We start from the raw sequence: 19289 nt of genomic DNA, 5'->3' as shown, positions 1-19289 counted from the left end.
TGAGGGCTCTTAACGGTGAGTAGGAATAGCCCCCAGAGTTCAGCGCCGCCTGTGATTGCCTGGTATCTGACGGATGGTAAACCCGGACATGAGAACCAAAGTATCGGGTTGTTGGAAGCGCTGGCTCGCCAAGTGCCTGTGCAGGCCCACCGAATACGGGTATCTTCTGGGCTACGTGCCCTTGGGTGGTGGGGGTTGGGGGTTTTCCTCAGTGCCAAGGAGCTCCCCGCTCCCCATATGATCGTCGGTGCAGGTCATGGAACCCATATTCCGCTGCTGGCTGCGCGCCGCGCCCGTGGAGGGCGGGCGGTAGTCTTGATGCGGCCTAGTCTGCCACTCTCTTGGTATGATCTATGTTTGGTCCCGGAGCATGATGGGATAGCTGCCGCCGCCAATATTGTGCTCACCCGGGGGGTGCTCAATCCGGTTGTTTCGGGAGGAGTCCATGACCCAGCTCGGGGATTGATCCTCTTGGGAGGACCGTCGCGACATTATAATTGGGACCCCCAAAACATTTTATGGCAAGTACAAAGTCTGGTGAAACAGGAGCAGGAATGTCAGTGGGTGCTGAGCACCTCACGGCGGACGCCGTCACCTATGCTGGCTGCCCTTCAAGGTCTGAAATTTCCGAATTTGAAGGTGTTTGCCTGCCAAATAACCTCTCCTGGCTGGGTCGCGGAGCAGTTGGCCCTTGCCGGGCGGGTATGGGTGTCGGAAGACAGTGTTTCCATGGTTTATGAAGCCCTTACCTCCGGGGCGGCAGTAGGGGTCCTCAATGTCCCTTGTAAAGCTTGGGGTCGGGTGGTGCGGGGGTTGGATGGTCTCGCGGAGAAAAGAGTGGTCACCACCTTTACTGCCTGGTGCCAGGGGCAGAAGCTTATTCCACCTCGGCAGCAATTTAATGAAGCCGACCGTTGTGCTCGCATTCTGGTGGAACGATGGTTCAGCGGCCACTGACCGTGCTACAGGTTCTGCCGGCCTTAGAGTCGGGGGGAGTGGAACAGGGAACCCTAGAGGTGGCGGCGGAATTAGCCCGGCGGGGGCATCGTTCTATGGTCATCTCGGCAGGCGGGCGTCTTGTCGAAGCCCTTAGGGAAGGGGGGAGCGAGCACTACACTTGGCCTATCGGCGCTAAATCCCCCTGGACTTTAGGCTTAGTCCCCCGGCTGCGGCGTTTCCTCTCCCAGCAGCAAGTGGATATCCTCCACGCCCACTCCCGAGTACCCGCTTGGGTAGCCTGGTTGGCTTGGCGGAGCATGGCAGGGCCACAGCAGCCCCGTTTTGTCACCACTGTGCATGGTCTTTATTCGGTGAATCGTTACAGCCGCATCATGACTTGGGGGGAAAAGGTCATTGCCGTGTCCGAGAGCGCGCGCCATTATGTACTCGAAAATTATCCTGAGGTGGCATTAGATCGGGTGGAAGTGATCCCCTGGGGTGTCGATCCTGAAATTTATCCCTATGGATATCAGCCGGATAGGGAATGGTTAGCCCGCTGGGAGGCCGCTTATCCTCAGCTTCGAGGAAAGAAAATTCTCACCTTGCCAGGTCGTTTGACCCGGCTTAAGGGGCACCAAGATTTTATCGAACTCCTGGGGCAACTGCGGCAGGGGAAGTACCCGGTGCATGGCTTAATTGTCGGTGGCGAGGACCCTCGCCGGCGACGCTATGCGGAGGAAATCAGGCAGCAGATTATCCATAAGGGGTTGCAGGAAATGGTGACTCTAACCGGGCACCGCAGTGATTTACGGGAAATCTATGCCCTCTCCGATGTGGTGATGTCACTGTCTAGAAAACCAGAATCCTTTGGCCGCACGGTGCTTGAAGCCCTGAGTTTGGGCGTGCCCGTAGTGGGTTATGATCACGGGGGCGTGGGGGAAATTCTCGGGGATCTATTCCCGGAAGGGCGGGTTTCTTTGGCAAATTCAAAGGGCTTATATGAGCGTGTCACCCAGTTTATCAAGGCGCCGCCAGTAGTACCGAAACAGCAGCTCTACACTTTGCAGTCCATGCTAGAGCAAACCTTGCAGTGTTATGGCACCCTCTGGGGGACTGTGCCCTGAGCTTTTGCGTTGGGGTGGGATTATAATGGGTGCGCGTTCCCTCTCCTCTAAGGGCATTTTAATTATTCAGCCTCTGCCGGGCATTGGGGATATGATTTGGCACCTGCCAATTCTTCATGCCATTGCTGCGGCCTCGCCGGAGGGGGCGGTCACGGTGTTGACCAAACCCCGCAGCCAGGCGGATCGTTTGCTGAAGGCGGACCCTTCCATCCAGCAGGTGCTCTGGTTGGAGCGTAATCCAGGCCGACACGACGGCTTGCTGGGTATAGGACGGTTAGCGAAGCTTTTACGGCAGCAGTATTTTCGTCAAGTCTGGATATTGCATGGGAGTCCACGCTATGCCCTCGCCTGCTGGTTAGCGGGTATCCCCGAGCGGATTGGCTATGGGCGAGGACTGCAACGGTGCTTTCTCAATCATCCGGTGAAGTTACCGCCTGACCAAACCCGTGGTCACCCCATAGCGCTAGCGAATCGCTTGTTAGAGCGAAGCCATATTCCTCCTGTAGAAGAGGAACCGCAATTAGTCATTGATCCTATCGCTCGACAAACTGTGGTTGACCGCTATCAAGGGTTTCCCCAGCCCTGGATTGCTTTCGGCATTGGCAGCAGTGAGCCCTACAAACAGTGGGGCGAAGCCAATTTCATCCAATTGCTGGAGCATCTAGGTCAGTCTTTGGGGTCTGTCTTCGTGGTAGGTGGGGTAGGGGAGCAGGCCATGGGGCAGCGGATTAGCGCCCAGGTGAGACGGTGGGGAGTCTCGACGGGAGAGGCGCTCGCTTTGCCCTTGGAGGAGACGGCGGCCCTGCTGGCAATGTGCACCGTTTATGTGGGCAATGATACCGGGGTATTGAATATGGCGGCCGCAGCAGGAGCGCCTGCTTGGGGGTTGTTTGGGGCTTCACCGCCGCTACATCATTCCCGGCATATCCGTTGCCTCGTCCCTCCATCGGGCGGTACCGGTATGGAGGCCATTACCCCCGCCTATGTGGCGGCTGAATTGCGTAATAGCGGAGTATTGGATGGTGGTTCTGCATAGGCGGTTACAAAGCGCCTTTTTTTCTTGGGGGTGGTTGTTGCCCACGGTGTTGCCTATCGCTCAGGTGCTAGGCCGGGCGGTGTTTAGTATTTTGATTGTGTCTTATTTTTTGTGGGGAAGCATCAGTCTGTATGGCCGGAAAAAAAACGTAGAACGTCCCCTCTTAGGGTTGTTTGTTGCCCTGCTGCTGGCCTTTCTCATGAGTGTTCCGGGAGCAGAGGATGTGGCAAGAGCGTGGCACAAATGGCTTAAATTTCTGGTCTATTCCATGAGTTTTGTGTTCACGCTGGTGGCCCTGCAACAAGGACAAGACAATTTCGAGCGTCTTTGTCGGACCCTTGCAGGGATGGGGATAGGGTTAATAGGGGTCCTTTACTTGCATTTGGCCTATGTATTGTGGACCAGCGCTGAATTTACCCCTGCCCAGCAACTCAAGGAAGACAATCTGCCCTTTCTGTTGCCCTTTCTCCTTTATGGGCTGCAGTGGGTAGAGGGCAGGAAATACCGCCTTTTCCTAGGAGGCGCTTTATTGCTGAGTGTATTATTTTATGTCGTGCTTTCCGAGGGCAGGGCGGCCTTACTGGCGTTGATGGTCGCCTTGGTGCTCTACGGAGTGCTGGTGGTGGGATGGCGTCTGAGAACCTTGTTATTGCCGGGAACGGTGGCGGCCATAGCCTTAATCGGGATGGTGACCGTCGTCCATGTGGAAGCCCCTGCGAAGGAGAAGGAAACTTGGACTGACATTGTGGACCGGATCAGTAGCGGGCGGACGGCTCTCTGGCGCCAGGCTTTTGTGTACCCGCCTGAATCGGTGGTGACCGGGGTCGGAATGGGCAATGCCCGTTATGCAGAAGAAGCTTTAACCATCAGCGAGGGCCAGCAGGTCCGCCATTTCCATAATTTATTTGTGGATGCCTGGTATGAAACCGGGTTGCTTGGTCTTGTCGCCATGACGGGATGGCTGGTGTTTATCTTGACCAGGGCATGGCGCGATTGGCGAAAATCAACCGCCGAGGATCGGCGACAGATCGGCCTTCTGCTCTCTGCCAGTGCGGCCATTCTGACTGCCGCCCAGCTAGGGCCATCCTATGCCTCCAGCTTAGTCAGTGTCTATTTGATGGTGCTCCTTGCTGGGTTGACGGTTTTCCATGGGAAAATACAGCAAACGTTTCTTGAGCCAGCAAGCCAATAACTGCTGGTAACTTTCAGCTTTTTCACTTTGCGACCTCCCTAGGGGGTCGCCTAACCTAACATCCACGTGAGGCTTCCATGCAGCGTGTCCTGATTATCAAATTAGGGGCTTTAGGAGATATCATCATTGCAACCCCCCATATTAAGCAAATCGTCCGAAGTTATCCTGAGGCCGAGATTTGGCTGCTCACTGCGCCGGAGTTTGCGTCCCTGTTCGAAGAGCATCCCAATTTGGGGGTAAAGCCCTTTCCGAGGAAAGGGCTCCAGTCCCTATTTGCCCCCCTACAATGGATACGAAGTCAGAGTTTTGAGGTGGTCTTTGATTTGCAAGGGAGCGATCGCAGCAAAATGATGACCGCCCTCTCCGGGGCCACTCGACGCTACGGCTTAGGACCGGGTTTTCCCTACACCCATTGTCCTCCCAATAAGGGAATCGTCAACGGCGAGGTCCATAGCTTTAGTCGTCTCAACAGGTTATTGGAAACGGCGGGTTTGGCAGCGGTGCAGGCCGGCGCTTATCTTGAGGCCAGTGAAGAACAACGTCTAAAAGTGAGGGATTGGTTAGGGAAGCAAGGTCTATTGGATCGGGAGATCGTATTGATCCATGCGGGTTCCAGCACCCGTTGGGAGAGCAAGCGATGGGTTACCGCCCATTTTGTTACCCTGGCAACGGTGCTGGAGCAGCAGGGGATCACGGTCGTTTGGGTGGGGGGATCGGAGGATGTTCAATTAAATCAGGTTCTTTCTCAAACCGCCGGGATTGATGCCAGCGGGGCCTTCTCCCTTTTGGAACTCACCGAGTTGGCCCGTCACGCCCGTTTTGCCGTGACCACAGACTCGGCCCCTATGCATGCTATTGCCGCTGCCGATATCCCCGTTTATGCTTTGTTTGGACCCACCGATTGGCGGCGCAGCCATGCCCTTGGCCAAAAACAGCGAGTGCTTACGCATTCGGTGGCTTGCAGTCCCTGCTATCTTCCTGAATGTCCCCCACAGAATGCTCACCGTTGTTTGGCGCAGTTGCAGCCAGGGGAAGTGCTGGCACGTTTGCAGCAGGATGGAATGCTAGGCTAAAGCCGGATTACGGCAGATAAGCCTAGATGATTCTGCAGTCAGCTTTCCAGCAAATGGCGATAGAGCTTCAGGTAGGCTGAAACGATGGTTTCCTGGGAATAATGACGCTGGAGGGTAGCAAGGCCGTTTTTTCCTAACTGGGTCTGCAAGGTCTCGTCAGCGAGGAGGACGGCAATCGCTTGGGTCAGGGTTTTGGGATCGGCGTTGGGAGTGAGCCATCCATTTTCGGTTGGCGTGATGAGCTCCTTGGCTCCCTGGGTCTCGGTAGCAATAACCGGTTTACCATGGGCCCAAGCTTCCAAGATTACATTCCCTAACGGCTCATGCCGTGAAGGGCAGATGAAGATATTAGCCAGCTGATAGAAAAGGCTGGGATCCTGTTGCCAGCCACACCAATGTATTCGTCCCTCCAGACCCAGCCTAGTAGCTTCCGCCTGGAGTTCCTTCCTGAGGGGACCATCGCCAGCAATGAGTAAGTGCACTGGCCGTTCTGAAATGTGTATTGGCAGGCGGGCGAAGGCGGCTAGGAGATCTTCGAAACCTTTAACAGGATGAAGCCGGCCGACAGCAAGGAGCACCCAGGCATCCTCTGGAATGGCGAGCTGCGCTTTGAGCTGGTGAAATCGCTCTGGCTTTGCTGGGAGGGGGGAGTCGACAAAGTTACCAATATAGAATATCCGCGCCGCAGGTAGCCCCTGTTGCACTAAGTACTCACAGATCCCACGGGTGTTGCCAACCCAAGCGTGGGCATGGCGATAGCCTTTGAGGTTGTAATAGTCCCCCAGGCGAGCAATATGGACTGGCCCGTGTTTGCCTGGAATGCGAGTCAAGCGTGTGGCTCGGCCCATATAGGTTTGCACGATGTCAGGCCGATAATGCCGGATCAGTTGCCTAATTTGCCAGCGGGCCCAAGGGTCCCAGATATTTCTCATGGGGATCGGTTTTTGGGGGACTGGGGGACTGAGGGCCTCTCTTAGTGTGCTTTGAGGTGGCAAGGTCGCCAGGATGTTTCCTGTAGTTTCATGCAAGGCGTTGACTAGGCGACAGTAGAAGCGCTCTGCGCCACCTGATTGCCGGCTTCCGATAAGATGGAGGGAACGAATCATTGCGCCCTATCCAGCAGTTGACGGAGGCGGTGAGCCACAGTAGCCGCTGAGAGTTGGTCGAGCTGGCGATTGGGCGCCAACACATAGGCGCTATGATTTCCCCAGGGATGATAACGCTCCGGCTGACCGGGGCCAAATAGGGTTAAGGTGGGGGTGCCCACCGCCGCCGCCAGGTGCCCCAGGCCAGAGTCATTGCCCACAAAGACACTGACCTGTTGGAGTATCGCAGCCACTTGTAATAAATCAGTGCATCCACACAGATCCACACAGGGTAAGGGCAGGCTTGCGCCAACCGCCTGGCTTCGTTCCCGATCCTGAGGACCACCGACGAGGACCACCCCATCGAAGTCATGCTTGACCTCATTGACCAGGGCGGTAAATGCAGGAGCAGGCCAGATTTTAGGAGCCCAATTGGCCCCCGGTCCCAAAGCAAGCCAACGGCGTCCCGGCAAAGGAGAGAGTTGCGTTTTAGCAAATTGCATCTGCTCTGCCTGTAACCAAATCCGGCAAGGAGGGATGGGGGCAAGGGGGGGGTGCAGGGGGGCCACCACGGCCATATGGTGCTCCACGGCATGGGGACCGACAGGTCTGACCCCTCGTTTAGTCAGCCGTTTTCGGGCCCTTAAGAGGTAGGCGAGGCCATCGGTGCGAAGGTCGACCACCAAATCGTAAGACGTGCGGCGTAACTGATGAATCAGACCCATCAGTTTTCGCCAGCCAGCCTTCTTGTGTTTGTGTAAAATGCGGCCCCGATAAGGGCAATGGGTAAAGAGCAGGCTCGAGCGCTGGTCCGCCATCAAGTCAATAGAGGCTTTGGGAAAGCATTGGTGCAAGGTCTCTAGGGCCGGGGTGGTGAGCACCGCATCACCAATGTTGCTTAGAGTAATGAACAATACTTTACGCATGTTTTGGAAGGGGCCGGGGAAAAGCTCGGATTATACTGGACTAACCAGAGTTTGCCAGCCAAATGAGCGTTGCCATACGCCCCGTTTCCCCATCCCGTCGATAAGAATAGAAACGATCGGGGTCGGCAACGGTGCAGTATTGACCACCATAAATCCATCGGACCCCTTGCTTTGCAAGCGCTAGGCGCGCCAGTTGGTAAATGTCTGCTAGCCAGCGCCCTTGGCGGTAAGCAGTGAAGGCCGAGGCATGGCGACTGTCTTGGTCTAAAAAAACCTCTCTTACTTCGGGGCCGACCTCGAAAGCTTGGGAACCAATGGCCGGGCCCAGCCAAGCCAGCAAATGCTTTCCGGGAACTTTCAAGGCGCTGACCGTGGCCTCAATGATGCCCGAGGCCAAACCCCGCCAGCCACAGTGAACAGCTGCTACCCTTGTTCCTTCTTGGTCGCAGAGCAGCAAGGGTAGGCAGTCGGCGGTGAGTATGGCGCACACCGGACCGGGTCCATAAGCAATGCTAGCATCGCCCCGTTGTCCAGGACCCTTACTGGCAGAGACGATTTCACTGCCATGGACTTGTGTTAACCAACATGGTTCGCTGGGCAAAGAGAGGAACTGCTGAAGGCGAATTCGGTTCTCTTCTATAGCCTCCGGTCTATCTCCCACGTGGTCGGCAAGGTTGAGGGAATGATAGGGGGGGGAACTGACTCCGCCCCTGCGGGTGGTGGTATAGGCCCGGATATTGTTCGGAGCAGGCCATTGGGGAGTGATGACCGGGAGGGTGTCGTGTTTTTCGTCCATATCCTTTGGAAGCCGTTAAGAAATTACTGGATTGTAGCGGTCCTGTGGCTCTTCATCCCAGAATCGGTGCCGACCCTCAGATAAGCGCTGCAAGGATTATTAAATCATGACCTATCACAGAGGTGACGGACTTTGACATTTTCAGAGGAAAACACTTATGTTATTACACAAGTTATAACAAAGGGAGGGATGCAACATGATCGAAATGAAGATCCGCAAGATCGGCAATTCCCTCGGTGCCGTATTCCCGCGCGAAGCGCTTGATCGCTTGAAACTACGGGAAGGAGAGCGCGTGTTCCTCACTGAAACTCCAGATGGCTACCGCATCACGCCTTATGATCCTGAGTTCGAGCGCCAGATGCAACTCGCTGAGGAAGGTATGGCGGCCTATCGCAATACCCTTCGCGCGCTTGCCAAGTAACGGAGGAGGCATGGCGAGAGAGGTGGCCTGGATAGCGCTTGCCGTCATTGAAGCGCTGCACGACCGCTTACTGGCCGAGCACGGCGGCGCCGCCGGACTTCGCGACGGGGCACTTCTGAAATCTGCCATGGCCCGGCCACAGCATTTAGCGACTTACGACGATCCGGATCTGTGCGCGCTGGCCGCTGCCTATGCGGCTGGAATCGTCCGGAACCATCCTTTTGTAGATGGCAATAAACGCACGGCCTTCATGGCGGCCTATGTCTTTCTGGCGCGCAACGGCCTCCGTCTCACGGCCCCGGAGGACAAAGCCACGTACATGATGAGGGCGCTTGCCGCGGGCGATATTGATGAAGCCACCTTCGCCGTTTGGCTGCGTGACAATACGCTAGGGGTAGGCCCATAAGCATGGAAAGCAGGCGGTTGAATACTCTGCAATTAATGATGCACAAAGTGGGACCGAAGCGGCAAATCACCCTCCCCAAAGATCTGTGCGCCAAATCCGGTATCCAACCCGGTGATAGGGTGGAAATTTTCGAGTATGAAGGCCGAATTACCGTGATTAAAAAGGAGCGAGGTGCGAGCTTGGGGCTGTTAAAACATCTGAAAGGCGATACCTCGGTGACCAATGAGGGATCCCTAGCGTGGATTTCGCCGATGCTTTGCTCGTTCATAAATCGCGCGCTATTGCTGATCAGACTGGGCTGGCACTGACCGCGTTCTATACGTTCGACCGGTCGGCGTTAGCGTTGAGTCATACGGACGAACCCTGAAGTGGCTAGGCTTGGGTCATCGGCAGTAAGCAGGGGGATATAGATGTATCTTGCACATAGTCCAACGGACCAACCCAGCGGGGTTGAAAGCTGTTGAATGTGTGCACTTATACATCGCAAAGCGATGTGGGGGCAAGCTTTTGGCGCTGTTCTCCTTCCGAGGCCCCTCCAGATGGGGGTTTCCGGTGGCCTGAAGTGGGAAAAGGAGACGCTGGCGGGGGGCTATAGGCCCATTTTGCGGAAGGTTTTTAGCGCGCTGTGGGGAGAGGTGGGCGGTGGATGTTTGGGGGTGGTTTCTCTTGGCCAGGGTAAAATGTCGCACAAACTGTGCGACACATTCCGTGGAACATTTCATCATCCACGAGCCTCCCGAGGTGTTTTTCTCTTCCACCGATTGAAGGGGCAGGGAGCCGAGGGTGGATTCCCTGAGGCATTTGCTAAATTAACCGAAACGCTTTAATAACGAGGCCATGATCCAGGCGCTTGTTCAAACCCCCGATTACCGAGATTTTATTGCCACCCTCAAACAGAAGGTGCAGACCGCTCAGCTCAAAGCGGCGCGGGCGGTAAATGCCGAGCTGATTAGCCTGTACTGGGGCTGGGCCGACTGATTACCGAAAAACAGCAGGCGAGCGGCTGGGGGGATGCCGTCATTGACCAGATCGCCCACGACCTGACCCAGGAGTTGGGCGGCGTAAAGGGGTTTTCCCGGCGCAATCTCTACCGGATCAAGCAATGGTACAGCTTCTATGCGGATCAGGACGATTTTGTGCCACAGCTTGTGGCACAAATTCCATGGGGGCATAATGCATTGATAGTAGAGAAGATTAAAGCGCCCGAGCAGGCCCTTTGGTATGTCAGCAAGACCCTGGAGAACAACTGGTCGCGCCATGTTTTAAGCCTTCAAATTGAAAACCGGCTCTATGAGCGCCAGGCGGCTCAGCCCAAGATCGATAATTTTGCCGAGCGTCTGCCTGCGCCGAATTCCGATCTGGCCAAAGAAACGCTGAAAGACCCGTATGTGTTCGACTTTCTCGACCTGGGGGAAGAGGCTCACGAGCGGGAAGTAGAGCAGGCCTTGGTGGATCACATCACCCGGTTCATGCTGGAGCTGGGCAAGGGGTTTGCCTTTGTGGGCAAGCAATATCACCTGGAGGTGGGCGGGGATGATTTTTACATTGATCTGCTATTCTATCACCTCAAGCTGCACTGTTATGTGGCCATTGAGCTAAAGAATGGGCCGTTTCGACCCGAATACGCAGGAAAGCTGAATTTTTATCTCACTGCCCTCGATGAGCAGGTGAAGATGGCCGAGGATACCCCCTCCATTGGGTTGATCCTCTGCAAGGATCGCAACAACGTGGTGGCGGAGTATTCCCTGCGGGATGTGGGCAAGCCCATTGGGATTTCCCGCTATGAACTGGCCGGGACATTGCCCGAAGAGCTGAAAGCCAATCTGCCGACGGTGGAGGAGGTGGAGGCGGAGTTTGGCAGAAACAGGGCTGGTGAGGATGACCGTCAGTGATGAACTATGTAAAAAGCGTTATCTTAGGAGCAGAATTTCCGAATTTCGCCGCAAATTACACGATGTAAAAAATAAAAAGCATTCATGAGAATCCACTTCGAGCCCAATCTAAAGCACCAGAGTGAAGCCGTTTCGGCGATTGTTCGTGTATTTGAGGGTGCACCCTATACACGGCCAGAAGAGCGCTTTTGGAGCGGTGAAGTTTCCAGCAATATCCTGAAGTTACCCGCCGAATATTGGCAGGCTAATGTTGCTGCCATTGCCGCTGAGAATGGCATAGAGGATTATGCACCGACCAGCGAGCGGGATTTTACCATTGAGATGGAGACCGGCACGGGGAAAACCTACGTCTATCTCCGCACCATCTTTGAATTGCACCGGCGCTATGGCTTGCACAAGTTCATTATCGTCGTACCGAGCGTAGCGATCCGCGAGGGCACACTGGCCCAGCTATGCCTCACCAAAGGGCATTTCCGGGAAATCTACGCAACCGAAGCCGAAGTCACTGAGTATGATAGCAAGAATCTGACTCAGGTGCGGAGTTTCTGCGTCTCCAATCATCTTTCCATCATGGTCATGAATAAGCAGGCCTTCGACAGCGATGCCAAGATCATCAATGACGAGAACCGAGACGGCGGTAATTTAATGGAGATGCTGCGCCAGGTGCAGCCGATCATCATTATGGATGAGCCGCAGGAGGGCATGGACACCCCCAATATGCAGGCCCGGATCGCCGCCTTCAATCCGCTGTTTAAGCTGCGCTATTCTGCCACCCACCGCGAACTAAAGAACATTATTTACCGCCTCACTCCCTTCGATGCGTACAATCGTGGACTGGTGAAAAAGATTGCCGTGCTCTCGATTCACGAGACGAATACGCAAAGCAATGTAGCCATAGAGTTCAGAAAGCTTAACCTGAGCGCGGCCGATCCAACTGCCCGGCTACAGCTTAATGTCCGCCTGAAGGGCGGCGATCTCAAAGCCAAGCTTATCACTGTGAAGCGTGGCGACGACCTGGAGAAAAAGACCGGCAACCCTGTCTACCATGGCTGGATTGTTGAGGATATTGGCACCACCGATCTCTACGGTGGTGAAGGCTATGTGAAGTTCACCAACGGTGAGCAGATCGGTGAAGGCGCAAAGCATGGCAGCGATCAGGAAGCTATCTTTCGCGAGCAAATTCGCCGCGCCATCCACAATCATTTTGAGCGCAAGAAGCAGCTTGTACCAATAGGCATCAAGCCTCTTGCCCTGTTCTTTATTGACCGTGTGGCCAACTATATGGATGAGGACGGGCTGATTCGCCGCCTGTTCCTGGAAGAATATCAGGCGTTCTACCGTAAGGCCCATAAAGAAGACCCGCCCAATGCTCATGAAGTGCATGGTGGTTATTTCGCTAAGACTAGCAGCGGCGATTACACCGATAACGCCAAGTCCATGGCGACCAATGCTGAAATTTACGAAAAAATTCTAAAGGCTAAGGAAGCCTTGCTTTCCTTTGATGAGCCCCTTGAGTTCATTTTCTCGCACTCGGCCTTGGGGGTAGGGTGGGACAACCCGAATGTCTTCACTATCTGCACCTTGAATGAGACTGAAAGCATCATCAAGAAGCGGCAGGAGATAGGGCGGGGCCTTCGCCTGTGCGTCGATCAACAGGGCAGGCGCTATCGTGATCCGGAATCGGTGAAAGAAAACGAGGAAGTGAACCTGCTCACTGTTGTAGCCAATCAGAGCTATTATGCTTTCGTCAGTAGCTATCAAGAGGAGCTGCATGAAGAGCTTGGTATTCATGCCAAAGCGCCGCCGGTGCGCGACAATAATCGCAAACTTGTAAAACTTCATCTCAATTCTGAGCGTTTTACCTCAGACGACTTTAAGAATCTTTGGAAGCGGATCGCCCGTAAAACCCGGTGCCGGGTGCATTTCCGGGAAGACGAGTTGATCGAGAAAAGTATTGCCGCCCTGGCGGATATTGCCGTGGATGAGAACCGGTTGGAAGTGTCATTGACCTACTGGAGCCGAATGACTGAAGCAGACGGGATCGAGGGGCAAGGGAAAGGCTCAACCCGTGCTGCTCTTAGTCCGCACCTTTCCAGGGTTGATGTGGTGGACGAATTCGCCCGGAATACGGCTCTATCTGACGTGACAGCCGCCTCCATTCTAGATGGGATGGCAGAGGTGCAGAAACGCCAGCTTGCCAAGAACCCCATGCAGTTTCTTGCCGAGGCCACTAAAAAAGTGCGCCGGGTGCTGGAACGGGAAATGGTGCGGTTGGTGAAATACGAGCCGATTGAGGAATCTCACCCTCTCGACCTGTTCGAGACCGTGATCGAGACCAAACGGGAAACTACAGCCACGCCGAAGCATGGCCTCTATGATCGTATCATCCATGATTCCGACGTGGAGAAGCACTTCGCCGGTGAACTCGACAACCACCATGCAGTGCGTGTCCTTATTAAACTACCAGCCAGTTATAAAATCCCGACACCAATCGGGAACTATAACCCCGATTTTGCACTGGTGATTGAAAAAAAGGACTTGGATAATCCTGCCGCTGAGCAGCGCTTTTATTTTACTGTAGAGACCAAAGGTACTACCGAATGGGAGAAGCTAAAATCTGATGAAAAGCTAAAGATTGAATGTGCGGTGAAGCACTTCGAGGCCATTGGCCTTGCGGCCTATCTGGCCCCGGTGGATAGCTTGAAGAGCTTCGATACCCGCGCCCGTGAGCGCATCGGCCAGACTTTTTTTGATATGTAAGCAAAGAGCCAGATTATGACCAAGACTGCCTTAAGGGAAGTAAAAGAGCCGAAGCCGATAGCCATCACCAGCCCCGATCAGCAGAAAGCACGCCTTAATGAATTGAAGCGCCTGTTTCCTGACCTGTTCGATGGCGAGGGCAATCTGGATGAGAAGGCCCTGCGTGCCTTGGTATCGCCTGACGGATTGGCTTTGAACGAGCGCTTCCGCTTTGAATGGGCAGGCAAGCAGCAGTCAAAGCGGTATGCTTTCACCCCGAGCCGGGCCACTTTGGTGGCTGATCCGACCCGTAGCGTAGATTTCGAGAGCACGGAAAACCTTATCATCGAAGGCGATAATCTGGAAGTGCTGAAGCTACTTCAAGCGACCTACTTTGAGCGGGTGAAATGCATCTATATCGATCCTCCCTATAACACCGGGAATGACTTTATCTATCCAGATGACTACCGAGAAACCAAGACGGCCTATTGGAAGAGAAGCGGTGCTATCAAGGATGGAGTGAGGCTCACTGCCGTTACCGAAGCTAGTGGGCGACGCCATTCTAACTGGTTGAATATGATGCAATCCAGGCTTTTATTGGCCCGTCAGTTGTTGCGAGATGATGGGATAATCTTCATTAGTATTGATGACAATGAAGTTGCCCACTTAAAATTGCTTGCATCAGATATATTTGGTGCTGAAAATTTTATCGGTCAAGTCACGGTATTATGCAATCCAAAGGGGCGGTCGCAGGACAAATATCTTGCGAACTGTCATGAGTTTCTTCTGATTTACTCAAAATCCCCGTTAGAGAATGGAGCTGTATCCGTTCCTAAGTCCACTGATGAGGTGAAAAAAAATTTTCCTCTTCGGGATGAAGGTGGAGTTTATCGTGAATTGGAGCTGCGCAATACTCACCGTGAGTTCGGGCGGCATAACCGTCCTAATCTTTATTATCCATTTTATGTATCGAGCACTGGAAAAGTATCACTTGATCCAAAAGATGGGGATGAAGAAATTTACCCGAATTGGGATGATGGCTTCGAAGGATGTTGGACATGGGGAAAAGATAGAGCACGGCAGGATCTTGATAAAATTGTTGCCCGGAAAGTTTCCGGTAGATGGAAGATATTCCGCAAAGCATATGCGGCAGAACCTGGAAATGCTCCTGTAAAAAAACTGAAGTCCATATGGAGTGACAAGAAATATCATACTGAAAAAGGACAAACTGAATTTAATCGCCTCTTTGAAAAAAAGGAGAAAATATTTCAATCCCCAAAATCTGTTGACCTGATTGCAGATGCGATTCGTATGGCAACAGACGAAGAATCCATTGTTATGGACTTTTTTGCGGGATCAGGAACTACGGCTCATGCTGTTTTCCAAGTTAATGCAGAAGATGGGAAAAAGAGAAAATTTATTCTTGTCCAAGTTCCTGAAATTACAGCTAAAGACAGCCTTGCTAGCAAGGAAGGGTTGTCTACGATTTCTTCTTTATGTATTGAGCGAGTGAGACTAGCCGGACAGAAAACCCGTGAAGAGCATCCAGATGCTGAGATCGATACGGGTTTCCGTGTTTATCGTCTCACTGACAGCTACTTCCCGCAAAATTTCTATACTCCTGACCCGAATAAGACTGAGGCCGAGAACGTAGCTGCACTAGAAGAGCATCTAGAGGCCAGCCGCCAGCACTTGCTGTTCGGTAACGAGGACTTCGATGAAGTAGTTACCGAAATTGCCCTCAAAAATGGTTACGGCCTGTTTTATGAGCTGGAGAAACTAGCTGCTTTCACCAGCAATGCTGTTTATCGCCTGAGAGGCAATGATAAGGCTGCCCTGCTATGCCTCGATGCTACCCTCAATGAGGAAACCATAGAGGCCCTTGCTCAGCACAGCGATGAACAACTGATTGTCTCAAGTCGTGCCCTCGACACCACTAAAAAGTGGGCTCTTCAAGCCGCATTCAAAGATAACCTGCATACGGCATGAGAGAAAGTATGGCTGCTAGCGATTACGAGGAGGTAGATGCACCTGCATTTTCTTTCTTTAAGGGTGCCGATGATGTTGCCGCATCAAAGAATGGAAAAATGTTTAACTGGGAACAGGCGGCGGCGACAGTACGTGAAAGTCTCAGCGACGCACTGTGTGCAAGAAACGTCTCTTTTCTGCTCGGCTCGGGATGTTCGTCATTGCTTGATGATGAAAGTCAGCTCGGCATTCCAACGATGAAGCCGATGGCAGAAGAATTTATCAATAGAATAGGTGATGAAGATAATGAATTCTTCGTAACCGAAAACGAGCGAGATACCCTGCTAGACAACCTTGGCCTCGATATAACTGAGAATAATTATACTTCGAATCTGGAGCATCTTATGGAGGTGCTCTACAGTTTTAAGTTCGCTCTTAAGTGCAGCAAAAATAATAACTTAACAGAGCTTTGTGAAACCGTTGAAGCTGTAATCTCAAAAATTACCCGCTATGTCCTAAGAAGCTGTACTAAAGGGGCTTTCACCAGGGGCGATGAAACCGTCTGTAATTTGTATCAGGCCTTTTACCGTAAGCTTGTTTACCGCGACCGCGCTTTACCGAGGCCTTGGGTTTTCACAACAAATTATGATCTGTTTAATGAAACGGCGATGGATAGGCTTGGAATCCCATATTGCAATGGGTTTTCTGGGACAGTCGAGCGCCGGTTTAATCCCGCAACTTTCCGCTGTTCCCTCGCAGAACAGCTTGATGTTTCTAGCCGGAAATGGACAGCGGTGGACAGCTTTGTTTATCTATGCAAGCTGCATGGTTCGGTAAATTGGATAGAGGAAGCCAAAGGGTTATTTCCCATCCGGGAAATACAGAAAGCAGACGAAGGTGCAGGACGTGTTATGATCTATCCCACACCTGCCAAGCAGAATGCCAGTTTTGGCTCTCCTTATTCCGATCTCTTCCGGGAATTCCAATCGCGGATTGTGCGTGACCAAAGCGTGCTGTTTGTGCTCGGCTATAGTTTTTCTGATGAACATATAAATAATATAATTTTTCAGGCACTTACCATACCAACCTTTCGTATGGTTGCTTTCGTGCCTACCGATTTAGAAGGGGTTGTTACCCAACTCAAGGATCTGGGCGACCCTCGCATCTGGTTGATTGGCGGTGACGGGCCATCAAGTGGCCGCTATGCTCACTTTTTCGATACGTTTATTGAAGAATTCATGCCGGAGCCACCAGGCGACAGGGTAGATACCGCTGTTGATAAGGTGCTCCAGACATTGATGATGCGCCGCCTAGAAACTGATGGCAAGGGCGAAGGTAATGGCCTCTGATGATCGGCGTAGAGTTATTGGCAAAGTTATATCAGTCTCTTCCGAGCGGCTAGTTGTCGAGCTTCTGAGTGGAAACGACAATTTCATGGTAGTTGGATTTGATGATATCCACTATGTCGCCCGGATCGGTTCGTTCGTAATGATTCCAGTTCAGTCCGAGTACGTCGTTGCCGAAGTCATTGGACTCCGTGAGAAGGAATCAGCGGCGAATCGTACAACTCCAGGAGATAACAGTGAACTTGATAAGGTCTCATCAGCTAAATTCCTTGATCTTGTCCCTGTCGGAATGCTCCAGCAAAAACGTGATGGCGACTTCCGGTTTGGAGTATCTACTTTTCCGTCTCTCTATGCCGATGCACTTTACACCGTTGATAACGAACTCGACCGTATCTTTGAAGTAGCAGGCTGGAGCGAGCCCGTCCCAAGCAATAGTGATGATACGGCGACCCGTTATAAAGCACTACCTATTGGTACGTCCACCGTCTTTCAAGACTATGATCTGAAAGTACGTATTGATGAATTTTTTGGCGGCCATGCCGCTGTACTCGGTAATACTGGAAGCGGTAAGTCGTGTACCGTTGCAACTGTGCTTCAGTCGCTATTCGAAAAAGAAAATGAATATACAGCCCATGGTGCGACATTCATTTTGCTGGATGTTAATGGGGAATATCGCAAAGCTTTCGCCAACCTTCCCGAAAAGATCAAAAGGATTTACCTCCGTGTTGCTGAGAATCCCTCTGACGCGCCGCCCACGCCTTTAGATGAGGCCGAAGACACTGCGGTATTCCGATTGCCTCATTGGTTTATGTCGGTTGAAGAATGGGAATTGTTGCTGCGTGCCAGTGAACGAACACAGCAGCCGGTTCTACGCACTGCACTAGGGTTGGCTTCCTTGTTTGCCAGTAATAAAGACGGGGAACTTGAAAGAATAAGAAACCATATTCTCGCATCTTGTATCCGCACTATTTGGCAAGGAGACATCGGAAGCGCGGCTAAGAGAGATCGGATAATTGCACTACTTTCCTCCTTCTCAACAAGCGAGATTAACCTCAATATTTTGGAAGAAAAGATAGAGGTTAGTTTCGGTGGAGGGAAGGAGACAGATGAGCTAATGAAATTCCTAGAAGTTTTCATTATCGAAGACGTATCGCTTCCAAGCTATGCTCATGACCAATTTGACTTCGATCATCTTGGAGCAGCACTTGACCTTGCTATTCTTTACGAGGAATCCCATGGGAATCGGCAGATCAGGGACTATTGTGCTCAGATGCTCACGCGGTTCAAGTGGGTAAAGGAACGTGAAGAGTTTGCGTTCTTAAGAGTTTCTGCTGATGACCTACAGGAACACGAAACACGACTTGATGTTTTTGTTGAAAGATTCCTTGGCTTAGAAAGGCGCGATGGCCGTTTTTTTAAATCAGCTCAGATTATCATTCTTGATATGAATGAGGCCGCTGATGAAGCGGTCGAAGTTGCATCGGCGGTTATGGCACGGCTTATATTTGATAGACTCCGCCGGACGGAGCCGCGCAATCGCCTCCCAGTGAATCTTATCTTAGAAGAAGCGCATCGTTATATAGCGGAATACCCATCAGGCTATGCTAGAGGTGCAAGCTGGATTTTTGAGCGTATAGCAAAGGAAGGAAGAAAATACGGCATGTTCCTTATGGTTGCCTCGCAGCGCCCGAGCGAGTTATCGAGGACGGTATTATCTCAGTGCTCCAACTTCATCATTCATCGCATCCAGAATCCAGATGATCTTGCACATATCCGCCATATGACCCCGCTTGTTTCTGACATGGTGATAAAGCGCCTGCCGTCCTTGCCAAAGCAACACGCATTAATTTTTGGAAATGCGGTTAACCTTCCTGCGACCTTCAAGGTGCGTGATGTTAGTCCAGCACCGAAGAGTGATGACGCGGCTATCCGGGAACTTTGGTTTAGAGCGGAAGATACGCCCGTAGAGATCGATCTTCCTGCCCTAATAACTGAGGATATACCAGAAAATAATGCCGTTGTTTCAAAAAATTAGCGATAGCTTCTCTGTTGCTCGATGGCTTGGTATCCCCGCCTCGTTTTCTGCTTCATGAGCTTTTCACCTGCTGCCAAGGCTTCCTGCTCACTGTCATACCAGACTTCCCGAACGGTGCCGGGGCTGCCAATCCGTCCCCATTCCCGGATCAAGGCCCAGGGGCCGAAGAGGGTCTGAGTGATGATAATGCGGTAGAAGCGAAACTGCCGCTTCTCCAAGTCACGCTTCTCCAGGTAGGCCGCCCTCATTCAGTCCGCTCCGTCGGGGTGATTCGTGCCAGCAGTGTACTGCCCTCCAGGAGCAGACCAGAA

Annotated in this window: 18 protein-coding genes; 14 read left to right on the top strand and 4 right to left on the bottom strand. The window is 52.6% G+C overall.

The annotated features are described in order from the left end of the window. The first annotated feature begins 15 nt into the window (after window positions 1-15). From NHAL_RS16465 to NHAL_RS16445, 5 genes are all read left to right on the top strand, one after another. The gene (locus NHAL_RS16465; protein ID WP_013034272.1) at window positions 16-957 is read left to right on the top strand and encodes a mitochondrial fission ELM1 family protein; all 942 of its coding nucleotides are present in this window, start codon (window positions 16-18) and stop codon (window positions 955-957) included. Then, window positions 939-2063, top strand: a complete 1125-nt coding sequence (locus tag NHAL_RS16460; RefSeq protein WP_013034271.1) for a glycosyltransferase family 4 protein — start codon at window positions 939-941, stop codon at window positions 2061-2063. Before NHAL_RS16465 ends, NHAL_RS16460 begins: the two co-directional genes overlap by 19 nt. Before the next feature lie 25 nt (window positions 2064-2088). Beyond that, window positions 2089-3099: a glycosyltransferase family 9 protein gene (locus tag NHAL_RS16455; protein ID WP_013034270.1), complete on the top strand. Its 1011-nt coding sequence runs from the start codon at window positions 2089-2091 to the stop codon at window positions 3097-3099. Next, the gene (locus NHAL_RS16450; protein WP_013034269.1) at window positions 3083-4291 is read left to right on the top strand and encodes an O-antigen ligase family protein; all 1209 of its coding nucleotides are present in this window, start codon (window positions 3083-3085) and stop codon (window positions 4289-4291) included. Before NHAL_RS16455 ends, NHAL_RS16450 begins: the two co-directional genes overlap by 17 nt. 77 nt (window positions 4292-4368) lie before the next feature. Beyond that, window positions 4369-5364 (top strand): glycosyltransferase family 9 protein, encoded by a 996-nt coding sequence (locus tag NHAL_RS16445; RefSeq protein ID WP_013034268.1) that lies wholly within the window; start codon window positions 4369-4371, stop codon window positions 5362-5364. Between the two features lie 38 nt (window positions 5365-5402). Here NHAL_RS16445 and NHAL_RS16440 read toward each other — a convergent pair whose 3' ends face one another. The 3 genes from NHAL_RS16440 to pgeF are packed head-to-tail and all read right to left on the bottom strand — an operon-like array spanning window position 5403 to window position 8171. After that, window positions 5403-6470, bottom strand: coding sequence for a glycosyltransferase (locus tag NHAL_RS16440; RefSeq protein WP_013034267.1), 1068 nt, complete (start codon window positions 6468-6470; stop codon window positions 5403-5405). Beyond that, window positions 6467-7375: a glycosyltransferase family 9 protein gene (locus NHAL_RS16435; RefSeq protein ID WP_013034266.1), complete on the bottom strand. Its 909-nt coding sequence runs from the start codon at window positions 7373-7375 to the stop codon at window positions 6467-6469. Before NHAL_RS16435 ends, NHAL_RS16440 begins: the two co-directional genes overlap by 4 nt. Before the next feature lie 40 nt (window positions 7376-7415). Beyond that, entirely contained in the window at window positions 7416-8171 is a 756-nt protein-coding gene (gene pgeF / locus NHAL_RS16430) for a peptidoglycan editing factor PgeF (RefSeq protein WP_013034265.1), read from the bottom strand. Between the two features lie 196 nt (window positions 8172-8367). Here pgeF and NHAL_RS16425 point away from each other — a divergent pair, with 196 nt between their 5' ends. The 9 genes from NHAL_RS16425 (at window position 8368) to NHAL_RS16385 (ending at window position 18978) form a co-directional block, all read left to right on the top strand. Beyond that, window positions 8368-8592, top strand: coding sequence for an AbrB/MazE/SpoVT family DNA-binding domain-containing protein (locus tag NHAL_RS16425; RefSeq protein ID WP_013034264.1), 225 nt, complete (start codon window positions 8368-8370; stop codon window positions 8590-8592). Between the two features lie 10 nt (window positions 8593-8602). After that, complete coding sequence (locus tag NHAL_RS16420; RefSeq protein WP_013034263.1) at window positions 8603-8998, top strand: type II toxin-antitoxin system death-on-curing family toxin; 396 nt, start codon at window positions 8603-8605, stop codon at window positions 8996-8998. Window positions 8999-9000: 2 nt separating this feature from the next. Continuing rightward, the gene (locus NHAL_RS16415; RefSeq protein WP_013034262.1) at window positions 9001-9306 is read left to right on the top strand and encodes an AbrB/MazE/SpoVT family DNA-binding domain-containing protein; all 306 of its coding nucleotides are present in this window, start codon (window positions 9001-9003) and stop codon (window positions 9304-9306) included. Window positions 9307-9835: 529 nt separating this feature from the next. Then, on the top strand, window positions 9836-9976 hold the full coding sequence (locus NHAL_RS22075) for a hypothetical protein (RefSeq protein ID WP_238985377.1): 141 nt from the start codon (window positions 9836-9838) through the stop codon (window positions 9974-9976). Beyond that, the gene (locus tag NHAL_RS16405) at window positions 9958-10890 is read left to right on the top strand and encodes a PDDEXK nuclease domain-containing protein (protein ID WP_338040075.1); all 933 of its coding nucleotides are present in this window, start codon (window positions 9958-9960) and stop codon (window positions 10888-10890) included. The genes NHAL_RS22075 and NHAL_RS16405 overlap by 19 nt, the downstream gene beginning before the upstream one ends. Before the next feature lie 84 nt (window positions 10891-10974). Continuing rightward, window positions 10975-13650: a restriction endonuclease gene (locus NHAL_RS16400; protein WP_013034260.1), complete on the top strand. Its 2676-nt coding sequence runs from the start codon at window positions 10975-10977 to the stop codon at window positions 13648-13650. Window positions 13651-13665: 15 nt separating this feature from the next. Then, window positions 13666-15618 carry a site-specific DNA-methyltransferase gene (locus tag NHAL_RS16395; RefSeq protein WP_013034259.1) on the top strand — a complete coding sequence of 651 codons (1953 nt, stop codon included), beginning with the start codon at window positions 13666-13668 and terminating at the stop codon, window positions 15616-15618. Between the two features lie 8 nt (window positions 15619-15626). Beyond that, on the top strand, window positions 15627-16946 hold the full coding sequence (locus NHAL_RS16390) for an SIR2 family protein (RefSeq protein WP_013034258.1): 1320 nt from the start codon (window positions 15627-15629) through the stop codon (window positions 16944-16946). Next, the gene (locus tag NHAL_RS16385; RefSeq protein ID WP_013034257.1) at window positions 16936-18978 is read left to right on the top strand and encodes an ATP-binding protein; all 2043 of its coding nucleotides are present in this window, start codon (window positions 16936-16938) and stop codon (window positions 18976-18978) included. Before NHAL_RS16390 ends, NHAL_RS16385 begins: the two co-directional genes overlap by 11 nt. On the opposite strand, the gene NHAL_RS16380 is transcribed toward NHAL_RS16385, so the two are convergent. Next, window positions 18975-19226, bottom strand: a complete 252-nt coding sequence (locus NHAL_RS16380) for a WGR domain-containing protein (RefSeq protein ID WP_013034256.1) — start codon at window positions 19224-19226, stop codon at window positions 18975-18977. The two genes, NHAL_RS16385 and NHAL_RS16380, sit on opposite strands and share 4 nt — an antisense overlap. Window positions 19227-19289 lie beyond the last annotated feature (63 nt).

Source organism: Nitrosococcus halophilus Nc 4 (assembly GCF_000024725.1).
Lineage (GTDB): Bacteria > Pseudomonadota > Gammaproteobacteria > Nitrosococcales > Nitrosococcaceae > Nitrosococcus > Nitrosococcus halophilus.
Note: the sequence above shows the minus strand (reverse complement) of the source record. Positions and strands in the feature narration are given on the sequence as shown.